General features: G+C 65.7%; 23 protein-coding genes. 15 read left to right on the top strand and 8 right to left on the bottom strand.

Annotation, left to right across the window (positions count from 1 at the left end; all coding sequences use genetic code 11):
• Positions 1 to 59: 59 nt before the first annotated feature.
• The gene (gene phnF / locus E4S58_RS15460) at positions 60 to 791 is read right to left on the bottom strand and encodes a phosphonate metabolism transcriptional regulator PhnF (RefSeq protein WP_136637346.1); all 732 of its coding nucleotides are present in this window, start codon (positions 789 to 791) and stop codon (positions 60 to 62) included.
• Between the two features lie 96 nt (positions 792 to 887).
• On the opposite strand from phnF, the gene phnG reads away from it, so the two are divergent.
• The 12 genes from phnG (at position 888) to E4S58_RS15520 (ending at position 11,233) form a co-directional block, all read left to right on the top strand.
• Positions 888 to 1,343, top strand: coding sequence for a phosphonate C-P lyase system protein PhnG (phnG, locus tag E4S58_RS15465; protein WP_136637347.1), 456 nt, complete (start codon positions 888 to 890; stop codon positions 1,341 to 1,343).
• Between the two features lie 2 nt (positions 1,344 to 1,345).
• Positions 1,346 to 1,909: a phosphonate C-P lyase system protein PhnH gene (gene phnH / locus E4S58_RS15470; RefSeq protein ID WP_136637348.1), complete on the top strand. Its 564-nt coding sequence runs from the start codon at positions 1,346 to 1,348 to the stop codon at positions 1,907 to 1,909.
• Positions 1,909 to 3,003, top strand: a complete 1,095-nt coding sequence (locus tag E4S58_RS15475) for a carbon-phosphorus lyase complex subunit (RefSeq protein WP_136637349.1) — start codon at positions 1,909 to 1,911, stop codon at positions 3,001 to 3,003. Before phnH ends, E4S58_RS15475 begins: the two co-directional genes overlap by 1 nt.
• 173 nt (positions 3,004 to 3,176) lie before the next feature.
• Positions 3,177 to 3,515 (top strand): endonuclease domain-containing protein, encoded by a 339-nt coding sequence (locus tag E4S58_RS15480; protein ID WP_136637350.1) that lies wholly within the window; start codon positions 3,177 to 3,179, stop codon positions 3,513 to 3,515.
• Complete coding sequence (locus tag E4S58_RS15485) at positions 3,512 to 4,372, top strand: alpha-D-ribose 1-methylphosphonate 5-phosphate C-P-lyase PhnJ (RefSeq protein ID WP_136637351.1); 861 nt, start codon at positions 3,512 to 3,514, stop codon at positions 4,370 to 4,372. The genes E4S58_RS15480 and E4S58_RS15485 overlap by 4 nt, the downstream gene beginning before the upstream one ends.
• Positions 4,369 to 5,151: a phosphonate C-P lyase system protein PhnK gene (phnK, locus tag E4S58_RS15490; protein ID WP_136637352.1), complete on the top strand. Its 783-nt coding sequence runs from the start codon at positions 4,369 to 4,371 to the stop codon at positions 5,149 to 5,151. The genes E4S58_RS15485 and phnK overlap by 4 nt, the downstream gene beginning before the upstream one ends.
• Positions 5,152 to 5,464: 313 nt before the next feature.
• Complete coding sequence (gene phnL / locus E4S58_RS15495) at positions 5,465 to 6,148, top strand: phosphonate C-P lyase system protein PhnL (protein WP_136637353.1); 684 nt, start codon at positions 5,465 to 5,467, stop codon at positions 6,146 to 6,148.
• Entirely contained in the window at positions 6,145 to 6,702 is a 558-nt protein-coding gene (phnN, locus tag E4S58_RS15500; protein WP_136637354.1) for a phosphonate metabolism protein/1,5-bisphosphokinase (PRPP-forming) PhnN, read from the top strand. The genes phnL and phnN overlap by 4 nt, the downstream gene beginning before the upstream one ends.
• On the top strand, positions 6,699 to 7,850 hold the full coding sequence (locus E4S58_RS15505; protein ID WP_136637355.1) for an alpha-D-ribose 1-methylphosphonate 5-triphosphate diphosphatase: 1,152 nt from the start codon (positions 6,699 to 6,701) through the stop codon (positions 7,848 to 7,850). Before phnN ends, E4S58_RS15505 begins: the two co-directional genes overlap by 4 nt.
• Positions 7,851 to 8,064: 214 nt before the next feature.
• Complete coding sequence (locus tag E4S58_RS15510; RefSeq protein WP_136637356.1) at positions 8,065 to 9,078, top strand: C4-dicarboxylate TRAP transporter substrate-binding protein; 1,014 nt, start codon at positions 8,065 to 8,067, stop codon at positions 9,076 to 9,078.
• A 112-nt stretch (positions 9,079 to 9,190) separates the two neighbouring features.
• Positions 9,191 to 9,823: a TRAP transporter small permease gene (locus tag E4S58_RS15515; RefSeq protein WP_136637357.1), complete on the top strand. Its 633-nt coding sequence runs from the start codon at positions 9,191 to 9,193 to the stop codon at positions 9,821 to 9,823.
• A gap of 9 nt (positions 9,824 to 9,832) precedes the next feature.
• The gene (locus E4S58_RS15520; protein WP_136637358.1) at positions 9,833 to 11,233 is read left to right on the top strand and encodes a TRAP transporter large permease; all 1,401 of its coding nucleotides are present in this window, start codon (positions 9,833 to 9,835) and stop codon (positions 11,231 to 11,233) included.
• A gap of 150 nt (positions 11,234 to 11,383) precedes the next feature.
• Here the strand turns inward: E4S58_RS15520 and E4S58_RS15525 are convergent, their stop codons facing one another.
• The gene (locus tag E4S58_RS15525; protein WP_136637359.1) at positions 11,384 to 12,943 is read right to left on the bottom strand and encodes an ArnT family glycosyltransferase; all 1,560 of its coding nucleotides are present in this window, start codon (positions 12,941 to 12,943) and stop codon (positions 11,384 to 11,386) included.
• 176 nt (positions 12,944 to 13,119) lie between these two features.
• Here E4S58_RS15525 and E4S58_RS15530 point away from each other — a divergent pair, with 176 nt between their 5' ends.
• Together E4S58_RS15530 and E4S58_RS15535 are read left to right on the top strand one after the other, a co-directional pair.
• A complete protein-coding gene (locus tag E4S58_RS15530; RefSeq protein ID WP_136637360.1) occupies positions 13,120 to 14,148 on the top strand; it encodes a glycosyltransferase family 2 protein in 1,029 nt (342 codons plus the stop codon).
• The gene (locus tag E4S58_RS15535) at positions 14,145 to 14,843 is read left to right on the top strand and encodes a class I SAM-dependent methyltransferase (RefSeq protein ID WP_136637361.1); all 699 of its coding nucleotides are present in this window, start codon (positions 14,145 to 14,147) and stop codon (positions 14,841 to 14,843) included. Before E4S58_RS15530 ends, E4S58_RS15535 begins: the two co-directional genes overlap by 4 nt.
• Positions 14,844 to 14,914: 71 nt before the next feature.
• Here the strand turns inward: E4S58_RS15535 and E4S58_RS15540 are convergent, their stop codons facing one another.
• From E4S58_RS15540 to ectA, 6 genes are all read right to left on the bottom strand, one after another.
• Positions 14,915 to 15,202 (bottom strand): lipid-A-disaccharide synthase N-terminal domain-containing protein, encoded by a 288-nt coding sequence (locus E4S58_RS15540; RefSeq protein ID WP_136637362.1) that lies wholly within the window; start codon positions 15,200 to 15,202, stop codon positions 14,915 to 14,917.
• Positions 15,203 to 15,383: 181 nt separating this feature from the next.
• Positions 15,384 to 15,932 carry an rRNA large subunit pseudouridine synthase E gene (locus tag E4S58_RS15545; RefSeq protein ID WP_136637363.1) on the bottom strand — a complete coding sequence of 183 codons (549 nt, stop codon included), beginning with the start codon at positions 15,930 to 15,932 and terminating at the stop codon, positions 15,384 to 15,386.
• A gap of 120 nt (positions 15,933 to 16,052) precedes the next feature.
• On the bottom strand, positions 16,053 to 17,477 hold the full coding sequence (locus E4S58_RS15550; protein WP_136637364.1) for an aspartate kinase: 1,425 nt from the start codon (positions 17,475 to 17,477) through the stop codon (positions 16,053 to 16,055).
• A gap of 6 nt (positions 17,478 to 17,483) precedes the next feature.
• Positions 17,484 to 17,882: an ectoine synthase gene (locus E4S58_RS15555; RefSeq protein WP_136637365.1), complete on the bottom strand. Its 399-nt coding sequence runs from the start codon at positions 17,880 to 17,882 to the stop codon at positions 17,484 to 17,486.
• 5 nt (positions 17,883 to 17,887) lie between these two features.
• The gene (gene ectB, locus E4S58_RS15560; protein ID WP_240789573.1) at positions 17,888 to 19,180 is read right to left on the bottom strand and encodes a diaminobutyrate--2-oxoglutarate transaminase; all 1,293 of its coding nucleotides are present in this window, start codon (positions 19,178 to 19,180) and stop codon (positions 17,888 to 17,890) included.
• Positions 19,181 to 19,283: 103 nt separating this feature from the next.
• Positions 19,284 to 19,820 (bottom strand): diaminobutyrate acetyltransferase, encoded by a 537-nt coding sequence (gene ectA, locus E4S58_RS15565; RefSeq protein ID WP_136637366.1) that lies wholly within the window; start codon positions 19,818 to 19,820, stop codon positions 19,284 to 19,286.
• A gap of 238 nt (positions 19,821 to 20,058) precedes the next feature.
• Here ectA and E4S58_RS15570 point away from each other — a divergent pair, with 238 nt between their 5' ends.
• Positions 20,059 to 20,565 carry a MarR family winged helix-turn-helix transcriptional regulator gene (locus E4S58_RS15570; RefSeq protein ID WP_136637367.1) on the top strand — a complete coding sequence of 169 codons (507 nt, stop codon included), beginning with the start codon at positions 20,059 to 20,061 and terminating at the stop codon, positions 20,563 to 20,565.
• The last annotated feature ends 28 nt before the right edge of the window (positions 20,566 to 20,593 follow it).

A 20,593-nucleotide genomic window follows, 5' to 3' on the forward strand; every position in this document is an offset into this window, starting at 1 on the left:
CTTTGCGGGTGTTCTTACCCGACCTTTGTATCGGGCGTGTGACGTGACGGCAGGTCGCGTCAGGCCGTGTCCAGGTCTTCCTGGTCCAGGGTCAGGGTCACGCGGTCGGCGGCATACCAGGTCAGCCCGCTTTCCACCGGGGTGCCGGTGGCGTCGACGTTGACCGAAGCGGTGTGCAGCACCGGATCGCCTTCGCGGCAACGCAGGTGCAACGCGATCGAGGGCGAGGCGCGGGTGGCCGAGATCCGGGTCGAGGCGCGGGTGTAATCGGTGATGCCGCAGGCACTCAGGGCTTCGGTGATGGAGCGGGCCGAGGCCAGCGCGGTGTCGATCTGCGGCAGGCGCGTCAGCGGAAAGACCGACCGGAACCAGGCCAGCGGCGTGTCGTCGGCCAGCGACAGGCCCTCGACCGCATGGACCAGTGTGCCCGGCTTGATCCGCAAGGCGGCGGTTTCCTCGGCGTCGGCGGCGCGGGTTTCGCGGGTGACGATGCGCTTGGCAGGCAGGCGGCCGGCGGCGCGGATGTTCTGGTGAAAGCGCACGCGCCGGCCAAGCGGGTAATCCGTCGGCGTCTGTGTCACGAAAACTCCGGCGCCGCGTCGCGACAGGATCAGCCCGGCATCCGCCATGTCCTTCAATGCATGGCGCACCGTGTGACGGTTCACCCCGAAGCGCGCGGCCAGCTGCGCCTCGGTCGGGATCTTGTCGCCGGGTTTGTAGCGTCCCGTGGTGATGTCGTCGGTCAGGGTCGAGGAGATGTGCTGCCACAGCGGCGTGCGGGTGCCTGTCATGAAAAGTTCACCATCCAAGGGGTTGCGGTTCGGGCCCGGGGCAGGGTAATGTTTGTCTAGTTGTATAGTAATGTAGACAACTTGCCAAGGTGTCGAATGAAAGATCTTCCTGACAGTGATGTGGCGGCGCGGCAGGCCTGGATGGGCGTGCTGGCCAAGGCTCCGGCGGCGGCTCTGCTGTCGGCCTGGGATGCGCATGGGCTGACGCCCGCATTCACCTGGCTGCGCGCCCCCGAGGTCGGCGGCGTCATGGTGCGCGGCCGGGCCGGCGCGACCGGCGCGGCCTTCAACCTGGGCGAGATGACGGTCACCCGCTGCGCGCTCAAGCTGGCGGATGGTCGGGTCGGCCATGCGGTCGTGCAGGGGCGCGACACGCGCAAGGCCGAGGTCGCGGCGCTGTGCGATGCCTTGATGCAGGGGGCTGAGGCCGCGCAGGTCCGCGCAGCGGTGCTGGACCCGGTCGAGGCCACGATGGCCCGTGCGGCGCACACCCGCGCGGCCAAGGCGGCAGCGACGAAGGTGGATTTCTTCACCATGGTCCGGGGAGATTGACGATGGACGTAATCGAATTGGAAGGCGGCTTCACGGATGCGCCGGTGCAATCGGCCCATGCTTTCCGCGCCGCCATGTCGGCGCTGGCCCGGCCCGGCCGGATCGAACCGATCCAGGGTGCTGTCGCCCCCACGCCTTTGTCCGAGGCCGCGGCGACCCTGCTGTTGACCCTGTGCGATCCGGAAACCCCGGTGCATCTGGCCGGGGCGCATGACACGGATGCCCTGCGCGGCTGGATCACCTTCCACACCGGCGCGCCGCTGGTCGGCCCGGGCGCGGCGATGTTCGCGGTTGGCACCTGGGGGGCGCTGACCCCGCTTGACGCCTATCGCATCGGCACGCCCGAATACCCCGACCGGTCGGCCACGCTGATCGTCGAGATGGAGGGGCTGACCACCCAGGTCGCCACCCTGCGCGGTCCGGGTATCAAGGACACGGCCACCCTGTCGCTGCCGGATCTCGCGGCCTTTCAGCGCAACGCGGCGCTCTTTCCCCTGGGGCTGGATTTCTATTTCACCTGCGGGCGGTCGCTGGCTGCGCTGCCCCGAACGACGAAGGTGTCCTGATGTACGTGGCGGTGAAGGGTGGCGAACGGGCCATCGACAATGCGCACCAGTGGCTGGCCGAGGAGCGGCGCGGCGACAGGGACGTGGCCGAGTTGTCGGTCGACCAGATCCGCGAACAGCTGTCGCTGGCGGTGAACCGGGTGATGGCGGAAGGCTCGCTTTACGATCCTGATCTGGCCGCGTTGGCGATCAAGCAGGCGCGGGGCGACCTGATCGAGGCGATCTTCCTGATCCGCGCCTACCGCACCACGCTGCCGCGCTTCGGCGCGTCCGAGCCGGTGGATACCGGGGCCATGGCCTGCGACCGGAGGATCTCGGCCACGTTCAAGGATGCGCCGGGCGGGCAGGTGCTGGGCCCGACGTTTGACTATACGCACCGGCTGCTGGATTTCGCGCTAGCCGCCGAGGGGCTGGCGCCGGAAGCCGCCACCGAAGGTGAGCCTGCGACCGGCCCCGTGCCCCATGTAACCGAGTTTCTGAACCACGAGGGGCTGATTCAGCAGGAACACGCACCGGCCCATGACACCCCGCGCGACCTGACCCGCGAACCGTTGGAACTGCCCGCCGGGCGGCCCTTGCGGCTTCAGGCGCTGACACGCGGCGACGAGGGGTTCGTGCTGGGCATGGCCTATTCGACACAGCGCGGCTACGGGCGCAATCACCCCTTCGTGGGCGAATTGCGCATCGGCACGGTCGCGGTCGAGATGGAGGTGCCCGAGCTGGGCTTTGCGGTCGAGATCGGAGAGGTCGTGCTGACCGAATGCGAGACGGTGAACCAGTTCGTCGGATCGAAGTCAGAGCCGCCGCAGTTCACCCGGGGCTATGGGCTGGTCTTCGGCCAGACCGAGCGCAAGGCGATTTCCATGGCGCTGGTCGACCGGGCGCTGAGGTGGGAAGAGCTGGGCGAGGACAACGTCGGCGTGCCCGCGCAGGACGAGGAATTCGTTCTGTATCATAGCGATAACATCCAGGCGACTGGGTTTCTCGAACATATCAAGTTGCCGCATTACGTTGATTTCCAGTCCGAGTTGGAGCTGATCCGCAAGCTGCGCCGCGAGGCGATGGAAGGCGAACGGCGGGAGGCGGCGGAATGAGTGGCGCAGCCCCCCTCACCCTGGCCCTCTCCCCCGAGGGGAGAGGGAAGCGCGCCCGGTGGACAGGATCCGCGTTAACTCGACCTTCATCAAATTGGCGACAGGCTTGGGGCGGAGTGCCGCTCCCTCTCCCCACGGGGGAGAGGGCAGGGGTGAGGGGGCCTGTCCATCCCATGCGCCAAAATGGCCTGCAAACGAAGCGTGCCCGCCGCCTTCGCCGCGACATGACCGACTGCGAGCGAACGCTTTGGTTTCCCTTGCGGGACCGTCGCCTGATGGGGCTCAAGTTCCGGCGGCAGGTGCCGCTCGGTCCGTTCATCGCGGATTTCTACTGTGCGTCCCGACGCCTCATCCTCGAAGCCGACGGCGCACACCACGACCCCGCCCGCGACACCACCCGCGACGCGCATCTCGCCGCGCTCGGCTACCGCATCCTGCGGGTCACCAACCATGACATCCGTACCAACCTGCCGGGCGTGCTGACCCGGATCGCCAAGGAGGCGACGCGATGACCGCCTACAATTTCGCTTATCTCGACGAACAGACCAAGCGGATGATCCGCCGGGCGATCCTCAAGGGGCTGGCGATCCCCGGCTACCAGGTGCCCTTCGCCAGCCGCGAGATGCCGATGCCCTATGGCTGGGGCACCGGGGGCGTGCAGGTGAGTGCCGCGACATTGACGCCGGACGACACCTTCAAGGTGATCGATCAGGGCGCCGACGACACCACCAACGCCGTGTCGATCCGCAAGTTCTTTGAAAAGACCGCGCAGGTCGCGACCACGGAAAAGACCGCCGAGGCGACTGTCATCCAGACCCGCCACCGCATCCCCGAAGAGCCGCTGACCGAGGACCAGATCCTTGTCTACCAGGTGCCGATCCCGGAACCGCTGCGGTTTCTCGAACCGTCGGAGGTCGAGACGCGCAAGATGCATGCGCTGGAAGAATACGGGCTGATGCATGTGAAGCTCTACGAGGACATCTCGCGCCACGGGCATATCGCGACGGCCTATGCCTACCCGGTGAAGGTCGAGGGGCGCTATGTCATGGACCCCAGCCCGATCCCCAAGTTCGACAACCCCAAGATGGAGATGGCGGGCATACAACTGTTCGGCGCGGGCCGGGAACAGCGGATCTATGCGCTGCCGCCCTACACCAGGGTGGTCAGCCTCGATTTCGAGGATCATCCCTTCGATCCGTCCAAGGCCGATCACCCCTGCGACATGTGCGGGGCCGGGGACAGTTACCTGGACGAGGTGATCGTGGACGACGCGGGCGGGCGGATGTTCGTCTGTTCCGACACGGATTATTGCGCGACCCGGCAGGCGGCCGGGCATCGCGGGCGGTTGACGACGGAGGACGCGGCATGAGCGATCAACAAGGACCGCTTCTGTCGGTCCGGGACGTGGCGAAATTCTATGGGCCCCGCATCGGGTGCACCGATGTGTCGTTCGACCTCTGGCCCGGCGAGGTCATGGGCATCGTCGGCGAAAGCGGGTCGGGCAAGACGACGCTGCTCAATTGCCTTGCGGGGCAGCTGGCACCCGACCGGGGTGCGGTGCGCTTCGACACCCGCGCCGATGGCATGGTCGACACGGTCACCATGTCCGAACCGGCGCGACGGATGCTGCGCCGCACCGACTGGGCCTTCGTGCATCAGCACGCACATGACGGGCTGCGGATGAACGTCTCGGCCGGGGGCAACGTGGGCGAACGGCTGATGGCCGTGGGCGCGCGCAACTACGCCGAAATCCGTGAGACCGCGCTGGACTGGCTGGGCCGGGTCGAGATCTCGGGCGAGCGGATCGACGACCGCCCCTCGGCCTTTTCGGGCGGGATGCGGCAGCGGCTTCAGATCGCGCGCAACCTGGTGACCGGGCCCCGGCTGGTCTTCATGGACGAACCGACCGGCGGGCTGGACGTGTCGGTGCAGGCGCGGCTGCTGGACCTGCTGCGCGGGCTGGTGCGCGAGATGGGGCTGTCGGCGATCATCGTGACGCATGACCTGGCCGTGGTGCGGCTGCTGGCCGACCGGCTGATGGTGATGAAGGACGGCCGCGTGGTCGAGGCCGGGCTGACCGACCAGGTGCTGGACGATCCGCAGCATGGCTACACGCAGTTGCTGGTGTCGAGCGTGTTGCAGGTATGAGGATGCGGTCAACAGAGGACAGCGGACGACCGCACGGCTGCGTTGATCCTTCGACGGACGTTTCCGGCCCGGCGGCACTGGGTGCCTTGATCCCGGGCAGGGCGGACATTCTACCGGGTGAAACAGAGGGCAGCGGACGACCGCGGGGGGCCGCTTCAACGGCTGTGGTCCTTGATTTATCTCGCCGTGGCAGCGCTGCTTTCATTCGTCGCGCTGATGTCAACGAAGCGGCCGCCCGGGGGGCGGTCGGCCGCTGCCCGGGACGCTCCGCGTCCGCATCGGGCTTGGTGCTTCTGCCGGAAGGGGTGAGCTTATGATCCGTATCGAAAACCTGTCCAAGACCTTCACGCTGCACAACCAGGGCAGCGCCGTGATCCCGGTGATGGCGGGCGCCAACCTGAGCGTCGCGCAGGGTGAGTGCATCGCGCTGACCGGGGCCTCGGGCGCCGGAAAGTCGACCTTGATGCGGATGATTTACGGCAACTACCTAGCCGCCTCGGGCCACATCTGGATCGGCGACACGGATGTCGCCGCCGCCAACCCGCGCGAGATCCTGGACCTGCGCCGCCACACCCTGGGCTACGTCAGCCAGTTCCTGCGCGTCGTGCCGCGTGTGCCGACGGTCGAGGTCGTGGCCGAACCGCTTCTGGCCGTGGGCACTCCGCGTGATGCGGCGATGGAGCGCGCGCGCGCCCTGCTGGCGCGGCTGAACATTCCCGAACGGCTCTGGTCGCTGAGCCCCACGACCTTTTCGGGCGGCGAACAGCAGCGGGTGAATATCGCGCGCGGCTTTGCGCATGACTACCCGGCGATGCTGCTGGATGAGCCGACGGCAAGCCTGGATGCGACCAACCGCGAAACCGTGCTGGGCCTGATCGAAGAGGCCAAGGCGCGTGGGGCGGCGATCGTCGGGATCTTCCATGACGAGGCCGCGCGCGACCGGGTCTGCGACCGGGTGATCGACGTGACGGGCTTTACCCCGGGGGTGGCGGCGTGACTCCGGTGCGGCTGATCGGGGTCGTCGGGCCTTCGGGTGTCGGCAAGGACACGGTGATGCAGGCCGTGGCCGCCCGCTGGCCGGGCCTCCACCTTGTCCGCCGGGTCATCACCCGTCCGTCCGACGCGGGCGGAGAGGACTTCGATGGCGTGACTCAGGATGACTTCGACGCCCGCGCGGACCGGGGTGAGTTCCTGCTGCACTGGCAGGCCCACGGGCTGCGCTATGGCATCCCGCGCGGGATCGAGGACCGGCTGGCGCAGGGCGGCACGGCAATGGTGAACCTGTCGCGCGCGGTGCTGGTGCAGGCGCAGGACCGGGTGCCGGGCTTTGCCGTCCTGTCGCTGACCGCCGCGCCCGCAGTGCTGGCGACGCGGCTGGCGGCGCGTGGCCGCGAAGACAGGGACGAGATCAGACGCCGCCTGGACCGGGCGGATTACGCATTGCCGCAGGGGTTGACCCGGGTGGTGACGATCGACAACAGCGGCCCGCTGGAGGATACGGTCACGGCCGTCCTCTCGGCCTTCCGGTCGCGCGAAGAGGTAGAGACATGAAAGACTTGATCCAAGGCGGGGAAACCGTCCTGACCAACGCGCGGCTGGTTCTGGCCGACGAGGTGATCGACGGACACCTGCTGATCCGGGACGGCCAGATCGCCGAGGTCGGGCAGGGCGCGGCCAAGGGCATCGATTGCGAGGGCGACTGGATCGCGCCGGGCATGGTCGAACTGCACACCGACAACCTTGAGCGGCACATGCAGCCCCGGCCCAAGGTGAACTGGCCGCATCACGCCGCCATCGTGGCGCATGACCGCGAACTTGCGGGCTGCGGCATCACCACCGTCTTCGATGCGATCCGCGTCGGATCCATCGTGTCGGACAGCCACAAGCGGTATGGCAAGTACGCCCGCGCCATGGCCGACGAGATCCTGTCGATGCGGGCGCAGGGGGCGCTCAAGATCAGCCACCACCTGCACCTGCGGGCCGAGACCTGTTCCGAGACGCTGCTTGAGGAACTGGCCGAGTTCGGGCGCGAGGACCGGGTGGGGATCGTGTCGCTGATGGACCACACGCCGGGGCAGCGGCAGTTTCGCGACATCCAGAAGTTCGAGGATTACGTCTGCGGCAAGCATGGCCTGTCCAAGGAAGGCTTCGGCGAATATTGCGATTTCCTGACCAACCTGCACGACCAGCTGGGGGCGGCACACGAGGCCGGATCGGTCGCTGCGGCCAACCGCTTCGGCGCGGTTCTGGCCAGCCACGACGACACCACCGCCGATCAGGTCGCGGTCTCGGCGGGCCATGGCATCCGGGTCGCCGAATTCCCCACGACGGTCGAGGCCGCGCGGGCCTGCCACGCGCACAACATCAAGGTCATCATGGGCGCGCCCAACCTGATCCGGGGCGGGTCGCATTCCGGCAATGTCGCGGCGTCGGAACTGGCGGCGCTGGATCTGCTGGACATCCTGTCGTCGGACTACGTGCCCTCGGCGCTTCTGTTCGCTGCCGTACAACTGGGCGAGATCTGGGGCGACATGGCGCGCGGTATCGCCACGGTGACCTCGGGCCCGGCGCGGGCGGCGGGGCTGAATGACCGCGGCGTGATCGAACCGGGCCAGCGGGCGGACCTGATCCGCTTTGGCCGCATCGCCGGGGTCCCGGTGATCGGCGGCGTCTGGGTTCAGGGCGCCCGCGTGGCCTGACGGATCGGGTCTTCGGGGCGGTGCAACCGCCGTCCCGGACGACCCCGAACGTCCCCCCGGGCGGGGGCCATCCTATCCTTATGTATAAGGGATCACAGGAAAACTCGGCCCTTGCCCGGAAAAGGCCCTTTGAATTTTCTTGCGAATTGGCTATCCGCCTGTACGGTTTCCATAGAACCGGCCCACGAGGAGGCCGGATAACGGGAGGAATATCATGACCAAGTACCTGTCTGGTGCAGCCGTCGCTGCGCTGTCCATCGCGATTGCGGCCCCGACTGTCGCTGAAGAATGGAACGTCTCTGTCTGGGGCAAGCGCCGCGCCTTCACCGAGCACGTGGAAAAGCTGGCCGAGCTGGTGTCGGAAAAGACCAACGGCGAGTTCACCATGAACATCTCCTACGGCGGTCTGTCCAAGAACACCGAGAACCTTGACGGCATCTCGATCGGTGCGTTCGAGATGGCGCAGTTCTGCGCGGGCTACCATGAAGACAAGAACCCGACGATCACCGTGCTGGAACTGCCGTTCCTGGGTGTGCGCAACCTCGAGGAAGAAGTCGCCGTCAGCCACATGATCTACGATCACCCGGCGGTGCAGGAAGACCTGGCGCGCTGGAACGCGAAGCTGCTGATGACCTCGCCGATGCCGCAGTACAACCTCGTCGGTACCGGTGATCCGCGTTCGACCGTGGAAAGCTTCGACGGGATGCGCGTCCGCGCCACCGGCGGCCTGGGCGAAGCGTTCAAGGCCGTGGGCGGTGTGCCGACCTCCGTGCCGTCGAACGAAGCCTACAACGCCATGGAAGCGAACGTCGTCGACACCGTCGCCTTCGCCCAGCACGCGCACCTGTCGTTCCGCACGATCGACCAGGCCAAGTGGTGGACCGCGAACCTGAACCCGGGCACCGTGAACTGCCCGATCGTGGTCAACATCGACGCCTATGAAGGCCTGTCGGACGATCACCGCGAAGCGCTCGACAGCTCGGTCGATGAATCGATCCAGTACTACCTCGACAACTACCAGTCCAACGTCCTGACCAAGTGGGACGAAATCCTGGCAGAAAAGGGCGTGACCAAGGTCGAATTCTCGGACGAGGAACTGCAGAAGTTCCGCGACGCGACCAAGGGCATCGCCGACAAGTGGATTGAAGAGAAATCCGCGCAGGGCATCCCCGCGCAGGAGCTTTACGACATGGTCGTGGCCAAGCTGAACGAACTTCACGGCATGTGATGAACGGCCCGCCCGACGGGCGGGAAGGGGCCCCGGTTCAGGACCGGGGCCCCTGCACTTTCTGCATGACGCAGACTGACACACACACTGACAATGGACATGGGGGGTGCGAATGGCTGGATCATCTGCAGTACTCGAAGATGGCAGCACGCTAAGCCGGCTGGACCGCGGGATTTACCGGATCGAACGATTTCTGGGCGTGATCTCGGGGCTTTCGGTCCTGGCGCTGATGCTGCTGGCGGTGGTCTCGGTCTCGGGGCGGAACTTCTTCAACGCGCCGCTTCCGGGCTATGTCGACTGGATCCAGATCGCGATGCCGCTGATCGCCTTCCTCGGCATCTCCTTCGCGCAGCGCGACGGCACGCACATCCGTATGGACATCGTCATCGGGCGGCTCAAGGGCCGGGCGCTGTGGACGGCCGAGCTGCTGACGACGCTGGCGACGCTGCTGCTGATCGCGCTGCTCATCTGGGGCAGCTGGGCGCACTTCGGGCGGTCGTTTGACTGGAACGCGCCGAACTTCAGCCGCGACAGCACCATCGACATCGGCCTGCCGCTCTGGCCTGCCAAGCTGCTGGTTCCGGTGGCCTTTTCGGTCATGGCGCTGCGCCTGACGCTGCAGCTCTGGGGCTACGTGGTGGCGATCGTAAAGGGCGGGGATGAACCGATCGCGGTGCCCCTCATGAAATCGGCGGCCGAACTGGCCGCGGAAGAGGCCGAGCATGTCTCGGCCCTCGACAGGTAAGGACGTGCCATGAGCAGCATTGAAATCGGACTCTGGGTCTCGGGCGGGCTTCTCGTTCTGGTGGTTCTGGGGATGCGGGTGGCCTTTGCCGCCGGCGCCGCGGGCCTCGCGGGGCTGATCTGGATCTTCTGGGAAAAGAAGGACTACGCCTGGGACCAGCTTGGCTGGGCGCTTGGCGTGGCGGTCAAGACGGCGGGGCAGGTGCCCCATTCGAAGATCGCCAGCCAGGAGCTGTCGCTGATCCCGGTTTTCATCCTGATCGGCTACATGGCCTATTACGCGGGCCTGACCACGGCGCTCTTCGACGCGGCGAAGAAATGGCTGGGCTGGCTGCCGGGCGGCATGGCGGTCTCGACGGTCTTCGCCACGGCGGGCTTCTCGGCGGTGTCGGGCGCCTCGGTCGCGACCTCGGCGGTCTTTGCCCGCATCGCCATCCCCGAAATGCTCAAGCTGGGCTATGACAAGCGCTTTGCGGCGGGCGTCGTGGCGGCGGGCGGCACGCTGGCCTCGCTGATCCCGCCCTCGGCCATCCTGGTGATCTACGCGATCATCGTGGAACAGGACGTGGGCAAGCTGCTGCTGGCGGGCTTCATCCCCGGCGTCTTCTCGGCCGTGGTCTACGGCGGCATCATCGTCGGCCTGGCGCTGCTGCGGCCAAGCCTCGGGCCGTCGGTCGGCGGCTTCAGTTGGGGCGAACGGATCAAGTCGCTCCTGCCGGCCTTCCCGATCTTCTTCGTGGTCTTCATCATCATCTCGTTCATCTACAACCCCTTCGGCGGCGACCCCCTGGGCACGCCGACCGAAGGCGGCGCGCTTGGCGCGGCGCTGATCTTCGTGATGGCGCTGGTGAAGGGCATGAAGTGGTCGGAACTGAAGGACGCCCTGCTGGAAACTGCCAAGCTGGCCACGATGATCTTCACGATCATCTGGGGCGTGCTGATCTACGTGCGCTTCCTGGGCTTCGCCAACCTGCCGCGTGCCTTTTCGGAATGGATCCAGGGGCTGGACCAGTCGCCGATGATGACGCTGGTCATGATCCTGCTGGCCTACGCGGTGCTGGGCATGTTCATGGACGCGATCGGGATGCTGCTTCTGACGCTCCCGGTGGTCTACCCGGCGGTCATGGCGCTGAACGGCGGCGACCTGGTGTCGGCGGCGGACAGCACCTTCGGCATGTCGGGTCCGATGTGCGCGGTGTGGTTCGGGATCCTGGTGGTCAAGATGGCAGAGTTCTGTCTGATCACGCCACCCATTGGGCTCAACTGCTTTGTCGTCGCGGGCGTGCGCCCCGAGGTGTCGGTGCAGGACGTGTTCCGCGGCGTGACGCCCTTCTTCGTGGCGGATGCGCTGACCATCGCGGGTCTGGTGGCCTTCCCGGGGATCGTGCTCTGGTTGCCCAGCCTCGTCTAGCGTGACCCGGGGTGAGGGGGCTGTCTGCCCCCTCGCGGCCCATGGGCCGCTCACCCCCGAGGATTTCCGACCAGGGGAAGACAGGCCGCCTGCTTCCCCTGGTTCTCATATCCCGGGGGAATTGGCCGCAGGCCAAGGGGGCAGAGCCCCCTAATCGCGACGCTGCAGCAGGCGGAACCTGTCCGTGGCCTCGACCTGTTCGTATCCCGCTTCGATGAAGTCCTTCAGCTCGGGAAAGAGCTGAAGGTATTCGGCCGAGCTTTGCGGGCGGCCGGTGACCCAGGGCGTTGCGTCGCCGTCCTGCACCACGATGTGGCGGGGCGGGTCGGCCCGCAACCGGTCCATCAGGTCGGCGCTGTAGCGGCCGTCGTGGAAATCGACGACGAAGGGCCAGGCGTAGGGATAGCGATAGCGCGGCGGTTCCTGTGCCAGCAAGTAAAGCATCGTCTCATAACCCCAGACGAACAGGCTGTCGCCGGGAACCCGGTAGGCGGTCATCAGGCGGGCGAAGTCCTGGGTCGCGACCACGTCGAAGTCCGGTGGCATCGGCTGGAAGGCGTGGATGTCGCGGCGCGGTGCGTCGTTGAGCACGAGGTTCAGCGTCCGCGCCGTGCGGGGCCAGAGCGGGGTGGAGACAAGGCACCAGGCAAGCCCCAGAACGATCAGCCCCCGCGCCAGTACCGGTCGGCCCGTGCGCCGGGTCAGCGCCGTCAGCAGGGCCGCCATGAACATCCCCGAGAGGATCGCATAGACCGGGATCAGCGGCATGAAGTGATAGGCAAACCCCTTGCCCTGCACATGCCCCGAAAGGAAGGCCGTCAGCCCCCAGATGGCGGTGACGGCGACAAACAGGCTTTCGCCGCGCATCAGCGCCGCCAGCCAGGGCAGCAGGCCTGCAAGGACGATCCAGGCCACAACCGGCGAGGGGCTGAGGATCACCATCACCTCGCGCAGCAGGCCGGGGCGTTGCGATCCGTAGGCGATATAGCCGCGGATATAGTTCTGGATCTCGAGGAAGGCGGTCAGCGCGCCGCCGATCCAGAGCGTCAGGACGATGCCGCCCAGTACCAGCGCGCCGCCCAGCACATATAGCCCGAGGTCGGACCAGCGGAACCGCAGGGCGGGGCCTCCGGCGATCAGGGGTGCGAAGACCATGAGACCCGAGGCCATGACGGTGTACTTGAACCCCACGCCCACGGCCAGCGCCGCGCCGCCCGCCAGCATCCACCAGCCGCGCCCGCGCACCGCCCTCCAGCCGCGCAGCAGGCACAGCAGCGAGGCGATCACGGTCATGCCCGCCCAGCCGTCGGTCTGCGCATGTTCCCAGTAGGTGAGCGCGTAGTAGATCAGGGCAAAGCCGACACCGGCCAGGGCGGCCTCGGCCCGGGGGCGGCGCATCAGCTGCATCGCCCGGACCAGGCCCAGCACCGACAGCAGCACCACGCCCAGATCCCACAGGCGGATGGCCTGCATGTTGGCGCCGAAGACCATCTGCGACAGCCGGTGCATCAGCGTCGTGAGCGGCGGCTTGATGTTGTAGACGTCGCGATAGGTCGTCAGCCCTTCGCCCCAGGCATAGGCGATCGTGGCATGGATGCCCTGATCGCGGCCGAAGGGTTCGAAGACCGTGTGCCACCCCAGCACGATCACCGACAGGGCCGCGGCAAGGTAGGCGATCCGCCAACTGTCGCGCGGTGCGGTGTCTGTCATGGGGGCTCCGGACGTGCAGGGTTGAGGGCCGCGGCTTTGCCGACTTTGCTGCAATTTGCAACAATCCCTGCTGTGGCGCCATAAAATTACCAGAATGCGCGGAAACAATGCGTTCAAAGGGGCTGTCGTGGCGCGGGATCCGCGTCCGGTGCCCGCATTGGTAAAGGTGATTGCGCATGAACGTTTCCCCCCAGTTGCAGCAGGCGCTGCGCGACCGTGCGATGCGGCGCGGGCCGGTGCGCACGGTGTCCATCGTCGTGCCGTTTCTCAACGAGGCCGAGACGCTGGAACCCCTGCACCAGCGCATCACGCAAGTGATGGCAGGGCTTGAGCCCGCGCACGAAATCATCCTGGTCGATGATGGGTCGGACGACGGCGGAGAGCTTGTGGCCGAGGCGCTGGCCGATCTGGACCCGCATGTCCGCGTGATCCGGTTCACCCGCAATTTCGGAAAGGCGGCGGCCCTGTCGGCGGGCTTCGCCGAGGCGCGGGGCGACGTGATCATCACGATGGACGCCGATCTGCAGGACGACCCGAAAGAGATCCCGCGCTTTCTGGCGCGGCTGGAACAGGGATTCGACGTGGTTTCGGGCTGGAAGCAGACGCGCCACGATCCGCTGGCCAAGACACTGCCGTCGAAGGTCTTCAACCGGATGACCGCGCGGCTGTTCGACGTGGACCTGCATGACATCAACTGCGGCTTCAAGGCATATACCCGGCGCGCGGCCCGGCATCTGAACCTGTATGGAGAGCTGCACCGGTTCACGCCCGCGCTGCTGCATGCGGCGGGCTACCGCGTGGCCGAGATCGCGGTGGAACATCATCCGCGTGCACACGGGCAGTCGAAATACGGCGCGAACCGGATGATCAAGGGGATGCTCGACATCGTTACGGTCAAGCTGGTGACGCGCTACCAGTCGCGGCCGCTGCATTTCTTCGCCATGCTGGGGCTGCCTTTGTTGCTGATCGGGCTGGCGTTCATCACCTACCTGTCGGCACTTTGGCTGCTGGACATGGGGCCGATCGGGAACCGGCCGCTGCTGCTTATCGGCGTGCTGTTCACCGTGACCGGAACGCAGGTTCTGGGTGTCGGGCTGGTGGCCGAGCTGTTGCAGGCCGCAGGGTTGAAAGAGCGGGATAAATACGTTGTGGATCAGCGCTTTGGTGGCGACGTCCCGGTCGACGCGCGCGAGGTGCGGCTATGATGCATCGCCAGATACGATCGGCCTATGTCCGGATGCTACGCGGGGCGCGGGCGGTGGCGCGCGGAACGGGTGTTCTTGAACGGCTCGAAGCCGGAGAGAGCCGACGGGCCCGATGGCTGCGGTCGCTGTTCGCGATCTATGATTTCGACGATCTGACGCGGCTGGACCTGCCGTGGTGGACCTTCGATGCCGTTGAGGAGGTTGAAGCTTTCCTAGCCGCCCGCCCGCAGGCGCGGGTGTTCGAATGGGGCTCTGGTGCCTCGACGCTGTGGTTGTCGAAACGCGCAGGCGAGGTGGTGTCGGTGGAACATGACCCGCAGTGGTTCGGCATGGTAACCGAACGGCTGACAGCATTGCAGAATGTTCGGTTGCGTCACGCACCGGCCGAGGCCACGGGTGATGTAGCCTCGCGCAAGCCGGGGTTCGAAGGGCAGTTCTTTGACCGCTATGTCGCGGCGATCCGGGAAGAGGACGGGCTGTTCGACCTGATCGTCATCGACGGGCGCGCGCGCGAAGCCTGTCTGGAAGAAGCCAAATTGCGGCTGGCGCCGGGCGGTGTGATCGTTCTGGATGATTTCAAACGTGACCGGTACCGGGTGGCGGCGCGTGATAGCGGGCTGACGACGCGGGCGCTGGACGGGCTGGCCGTCTGTTTGCCGCTGCCGGATTCCACCGCGCTTTTGTCCCGGGGGTAAGGCGCTTGTTTGGGGGGCTTTGCCCCCCGTCCTGCGGACTCCCCCCAAGGTATTTCAGACCAGAAGAAGTCTCAAGCTGCGCTGTTCTTGAGGGACAGTCGCAGGTTGTAGAGCATCAGGATCAGCGTCGCGGCCATGACGGCGAAGACCGAAAAGGATCCGGTGCGCAGGCCCTCGATCGCGAGAAGCGCGGAGGCGAGGGAGCGGATCACGAAGAAGCGGGTGGAGACGACGGACTTGCCCGCGCGGCGGCTTTCCCAAGCTTGCAGCAGCCAGGATCCGAAGAAGAGAACGCCGCCGATGAGGCCGACGGCCTCGGCCCGCCAGTCGATCTGGAAAAGCTGGGTGATCTGCTCCATGTCCGCCTCGTTGGTTTTGGGCGAAGGTAGCGGGGGGGCGGGGTTTGCGCAATCGGGGTCGGGTCGATGCTGACGTGGGTTGGCGGGGTGAACCCCGCCCTACGGCTCGGGACGTTCAAAACGGATCAGTTGGGTCGATCTGGCCACGGCGTAGGGCGGGGTTCACCCCGCCGCCGGCACCTTAGGCGTCGCGCCACCGGCCGGGGGCGAGGTCGCCGAGCTTCCAGTCGCCGATGGCCACGCGGATCAGGCGCAGGCAGGGGTGGCCGACATGGGCGGTCATGCGGCGGACCTGGCGGTTGCGGCCTTCGGTGATGGTCAGTTCGATCCAGCAGTCCGGCACGGACTTTCGATACCGCACCGGGGGATCTCGATCCCAGAGCCAGCCGGGCGGGTCGATACGGCGGGCTTTCGCGGGGCGGGTCGGGCCGTCCTTGAGGGTCACACCGCTGCGCAGCGCCTGAAGGGCGGCGTCATCCGGCAGGCCTTCGATTTGGGCAAGGTAGGTCTTGGGAGATTTGAACCGGGGGTGAGAGATCCGGGCCTGCAGTTTCCCGTCGTCGGTCAGGATCATCAGGCCTTCGCTGTCGCGATCCAGTCGACCGGCGGGGTAGACGCCGGGCAGGCCGATGTAGTTCGACAGGGTAGGGCGCGGCGAACCTTCGGTGCCGCGGTCGGTGAACTGCGACAGGACATCGAAGGGTTTGTTGAAGAGGATCGTGCGGGCCATGGCCCGGGTTAGCATCGGGCGGGGATGCATACAATGAACGACCCGGCAGCATCGGGCCAGATGACGCTGCCAGGCCGTCCGGACAGGGTGAAGCGCCCTGCCATCCCTATGAAAGGGGCCTCAGGCGACGGACTTTAACGCCGCCTTCGGTGTTTCGATGAATTCGCCGTGCAGCGCCTTGATGCAGGCCTTCAGGTCATCGCGTTCCATGATGAACTGCACGTCCACGTTGCGCGGGCCTTGCGTGGCACCGATGCATTCGTGACCGGCGTCCGCCACGGCGCAGAGGCCGCGTTGCAGCACGCGCAGGGTCGACAGGTCGCGTCCGATCACGCTGGCCAGCGCCAGCGTCTTGGACCGGATCTCGGCCGCCGGATAGATCTCGGCGATGTCCTTTTCGACCCGCTTCATCACCTTGAGCGAGCTGTCGACGTAATGCGTGATCGTGTTCGCGTTCGACAGCTTCGACACGATGCGCACGTCATGGCGTTTCAGCACCTCGAGGATCGCGGCGTCGTAGCCTTTGACGCCGACCATGTCCTGTTCGAACACTTCCAGCGCGATGATGTCGAGACCGGTGACGATTTCGACCCCCGGCTCGTCTGCGGGGCAGTCGTCGATCAGCGTGCCCGGATCCTCGGGTTCGAACGCGTTGGTCACGCGCAGCGGCACCTCGGCCTGACGCAGGGTCTTGGCGGCTTTCGGGTGGATCGCCTCCATCCCCATGTTCGACAGCTGGTCGGCCACGTCATAGTTGGTGCGGCCCAGCTTGCGCACGGCGTCCTGGCCAACAAGGTTCGGATCGGCCGAGCTCAGGTGGAACTCCTTGTGGATGATCGCCTCTTTCGCGCCGGTGAGGGCGGCGAGTTTGGAAAACGTCACCTCCGAATAACCGCGGTCAAACTCGCGCATCAGGCCTTCGGCACATTGCGCATAGCCGGTGACGATCGGCATCTCGGTCATCGGGTCGACGCGGGACATGGCCCCGGTGATCCGGTCATCGAGAGAGACGTCGCCATCGTCGCGCCAACCGGACAGGTCGACCAGACGGGCATTCACGCCGCCACGCTGCAACAGCATCGTGGTGACATAGGCCGAATGACTTTCGCCCAGACCCGACAGCAGTTCGCGCACCTGAAGCAGGTGTTCGGTCAGTCGGAAGTGGCCGTAGTTGCACAGCCGCTGCAGGTCGGTCAGCGCGTTGCGCGCGTCTTCGATTCGCGAACGCACCCAGTCGGTGGCCTGTTCGATGTCTGCCGGATGATCCAGCACGGCCTCGTGGGCCTTGATCATCTCGCCCGCCACGCGGTCCAGCGCCTCGTGCCAGCCGCGATCGTTGTCGGCGTTGGCAAACTGGGCGTAGACCCCGGCGTCACCGGATTTCTTGTGCTCCAGCAGCAGGTTGGTGATGCCGCCGAAGGCCGAGACGACGAAGATGCGACCATAGAGGTCCGCGCCTTCGCGCCCGCCGACGAACAGCGTATCGCGCAGTTCATGGACGCGGGACATGGATGTCCCGCCGATTTTTTCCACAGTATGGGTCATGGCTGATCAGGCGTCTTCCTTCGCCGGTGCGTAGGACCCGTCGGCCTGGTGCACTTCCGTCCCGGTCACGGGCGGGTTGAAGCAGCAGGCCATGACGAGTTCCTCGTCGGCGACCAGTGTGTGCTTGTCGTGCTGGTCAAGCGCGTACATCACGCCCGGCACGATTTCATGCGTCTCGCCGGTGGCAAGGTCGGTGATCCGGCCCTTGCCCTGCATGCAGTAGACGCTCTCGAAGTGGTTCTTGTAGTGGAACGTGTGTTCCGAACCGGCCTCGAGGAAGGTGATGTGGAAGGAAAAGCCCATGTTGTCGTCGGCCAGCAGCATCCGGACGGACGTCCAGTTGGCGTCGCTGACGACGCGGTCTTTTTCTTCCTTGGCGATCTTGTTGAAATCACGAACGATCATGGGATTTACTCCGCAGCAATTTTGGTTGTTTCGGTGACCTCGGCGGCCGCTTCGAGAAGGATCTTGAACCCTTCGCGGAAGGTCGCCTCGGTGGTGGTGAGGGGGGCAAGCACCTTGACGACCTCGTCATCGGCACCGGAGGTTTCGATGATCAGGCCCTTTTCAAAGGCACGGGCGCAGATGTCGCCCGCCAGCTCGCCAGAGCCGACGTCGACGCCCTGCATCAGGCCGCGCCCCTTGAGCTTGGCGCCCGGGATCATGTCGGCCAGTTCCTGCAGGTGCGTGGTCAGCAGGGTGGACTTGTGCGCCAGTTCGGTTTCGAACTTGTCGTCAGCCCAGAACTTTTCGATCGCGACGCGACCGGTGACGAAGGCGTGGTTGTTGCCCCGGAAGGTGCCGTTGTGTTCGGCCGGCTTCCAGATGTCATGTTCCGGCTTGATCAGCAGCGCGGCGAAGGGCAGGCCGTAGCCCGACAGCGACTTCGCCTGGGTGATCATGTCCGGCTTGATCCCCGCCCGTTCGAACGAGAAATACATGCCGGTCCGGCCGATGCCCGCCTGGATGTCGTCGATGATCAGCAGCGCGCCCAGCTTCTTCGCCAGCTTGGCGACGCCCTGCATCCATTCGTCGGAGGCCGCGTTCAGGCCACCTTCGCCCTGCACCGGCTCAAAGATGAAGGCCGCGGGCGCGTCGACGCCGGACGATCCGTTCTCCAGCATGGCTTCGATGAACTGCAGGGTGTCGATGTCGTCACCCATGGAGTTCTCGAAGGGCAGGTGGGTCACGTCGCCCAGGTGGCCACCGCCCGCGCCGTTGCGCTTGCCGGTGTTACCGGTCAGGGCGAGCGAGCCCATGGTCATGCCATGAAAGCCGTTGGTGAAGGCGATCACGTTGCGGCGGCCGGTGACCTTGCGCGCCAGCTTGATGGCGGCCTCGACGGCATTGGTGCCGGTCGGGCCGGTCATCATCACCTTGTAGTCCATGCCGCGCGGCTCGAGGATGTTCTTCTCGAACGCCTCAAGGAACGCGGTCTTGGCGTCGGTGTGCATGTCAAGGCCATGGGTCACGCCATCGCGGCTGATATGGTCGATCAGCGCGGCCTTCATGTCATCGTCGTTGTGGCCGTAGTTCAGCGAGGAACAGCCAGCCAGGAAGTCGATATATTTCGTGCCCTCGGCGTCCCACTGGTAGCTGCCCTTCGCCTTCACGAAGGTCGTGGGGAACGACCGGCAATAGGACCGCGCAGCGCTTTCGCGGCGGTCGTAGATTTCGGTGGTCAGTTCGGTGTGGTTTGTCATGTCTTTCGGCATCTCATCGGTCCTTTCGGGACAATACGTCTGGGACGGCGGGGTGGCCCCGCCGCAGGTCATGTCGGTGATGTCAGGAACAGATCCGGAGGGATCAGGCGGCTTCGGCCAGATCGTCGTCCATCTCGGGCAGGGTGATCGTCACCATGTGTTCGGTGTCGTGTGCCCCGTCGAAGTGATCGTCCTCGTGGAAGTGCGGCTCGTCCGTCAGCTCTCCGCCGATGGTCTTGGCGAAGGACCGGAAGAGGCCCCAGGAGGCGTCGTTGTCTTCGGTAATGGTGGTTTTCAGCGCCTGCGCGTCAGCACATTCGTCGCGTTCGATCAGGTGGGTCAGCATCTTGCGACCCAGCCCGAGACCGCGGGCCTTGGGGCTGACGGCGACCTGCCAGACAAAGAAGGCTTCGTCGTTCGGGATCATGTGGCCGGAAATCCAGCCGACGATGTCCCCGTCCAGTTCGGCCACGACACAGGTGTCGCGAAAGTGGTCCGCCTGGATGAGGTTGCAGTACATGGAATTCTCGTCAAGCGGCTTGCATTCTTTCACCAGCGCCCAGATGGCGGAACCATCCGTGCTTTCCGGCTTGCGCAGCACAGGCTGACGACTTCGGGTCTCTGAAAGATCCTTTGGCATAGTTTCTGGCCCTTCGTTTGCTTCGCTTATCTAACTAACTCTCCCGGGCATTAGTTTCAACCGTCTAAGCAAAATTTAGCGGTAATCGTCATAAATCTTATGGAAATATGGCATATTTAGGGGAACTGTCTCTGACTTTTCCGGGAAATTCCGTTTGATTGTTAAAGTGAATAACCTTCGCTGTGGTGCGGATGCTTTGAATATTGAACCGCCTCCGCGCCGGTGCGATACTTGGTTCATGAGCGAAACGAACCCCGACCGCGTTGACGAAAGCCTGATCGCGCTGCGCCGTATCCTGCGCGCGACCGAGCAGTATGAACGCGACCTTGCCGCCGCCGCCGGGCTGTCGCCCGCGCAGCTGCGCGTGCTGCAGATCATCGCGGGCAAGCCCGACATGACGGCCACGCCCAAGGCGCTGGCGCAGCAGATGGGGGTGACCCAGGCCACCGTGACCTCGGTCGTCGACAAGCTTGTGGCGCGCGGGGTGGTGCGGCGGATGCCGTCGGAAACCGACCGCCGCCAGACCAACGTCATCCTTACCGTGACAGGTCGCGCCGCGCTGGAAGAAGCGCCGGACGCCCTGCAGCAGCGCTACGTGCGTGAATTCGTCAAGCTGGCGGATTGGGAACAGGCGCAGTTGGTGGCATCGTTGGAACGGGTCGCGTCGATGATGGATGCGCACAAGATGGATGCCTCTCCGGTCCTGACGGTCGGGGCGATCGACGGGGCGGGCAAGCGCAAATAGGGGCCGACCGGCGGTCGGTCGCTGCGCA

This window comes from Pseudooceanicola onchidii (assembly GCF_004959925.1).
In the GTDB taxonomy this organism is placed as follows: Bacteria; Pseudomonadota; Alphaproteobacteria; order Rhodobacterales; family Rhodobacteraceae; genus Pseudooceanicola; species Pseudooceanicola onchidii.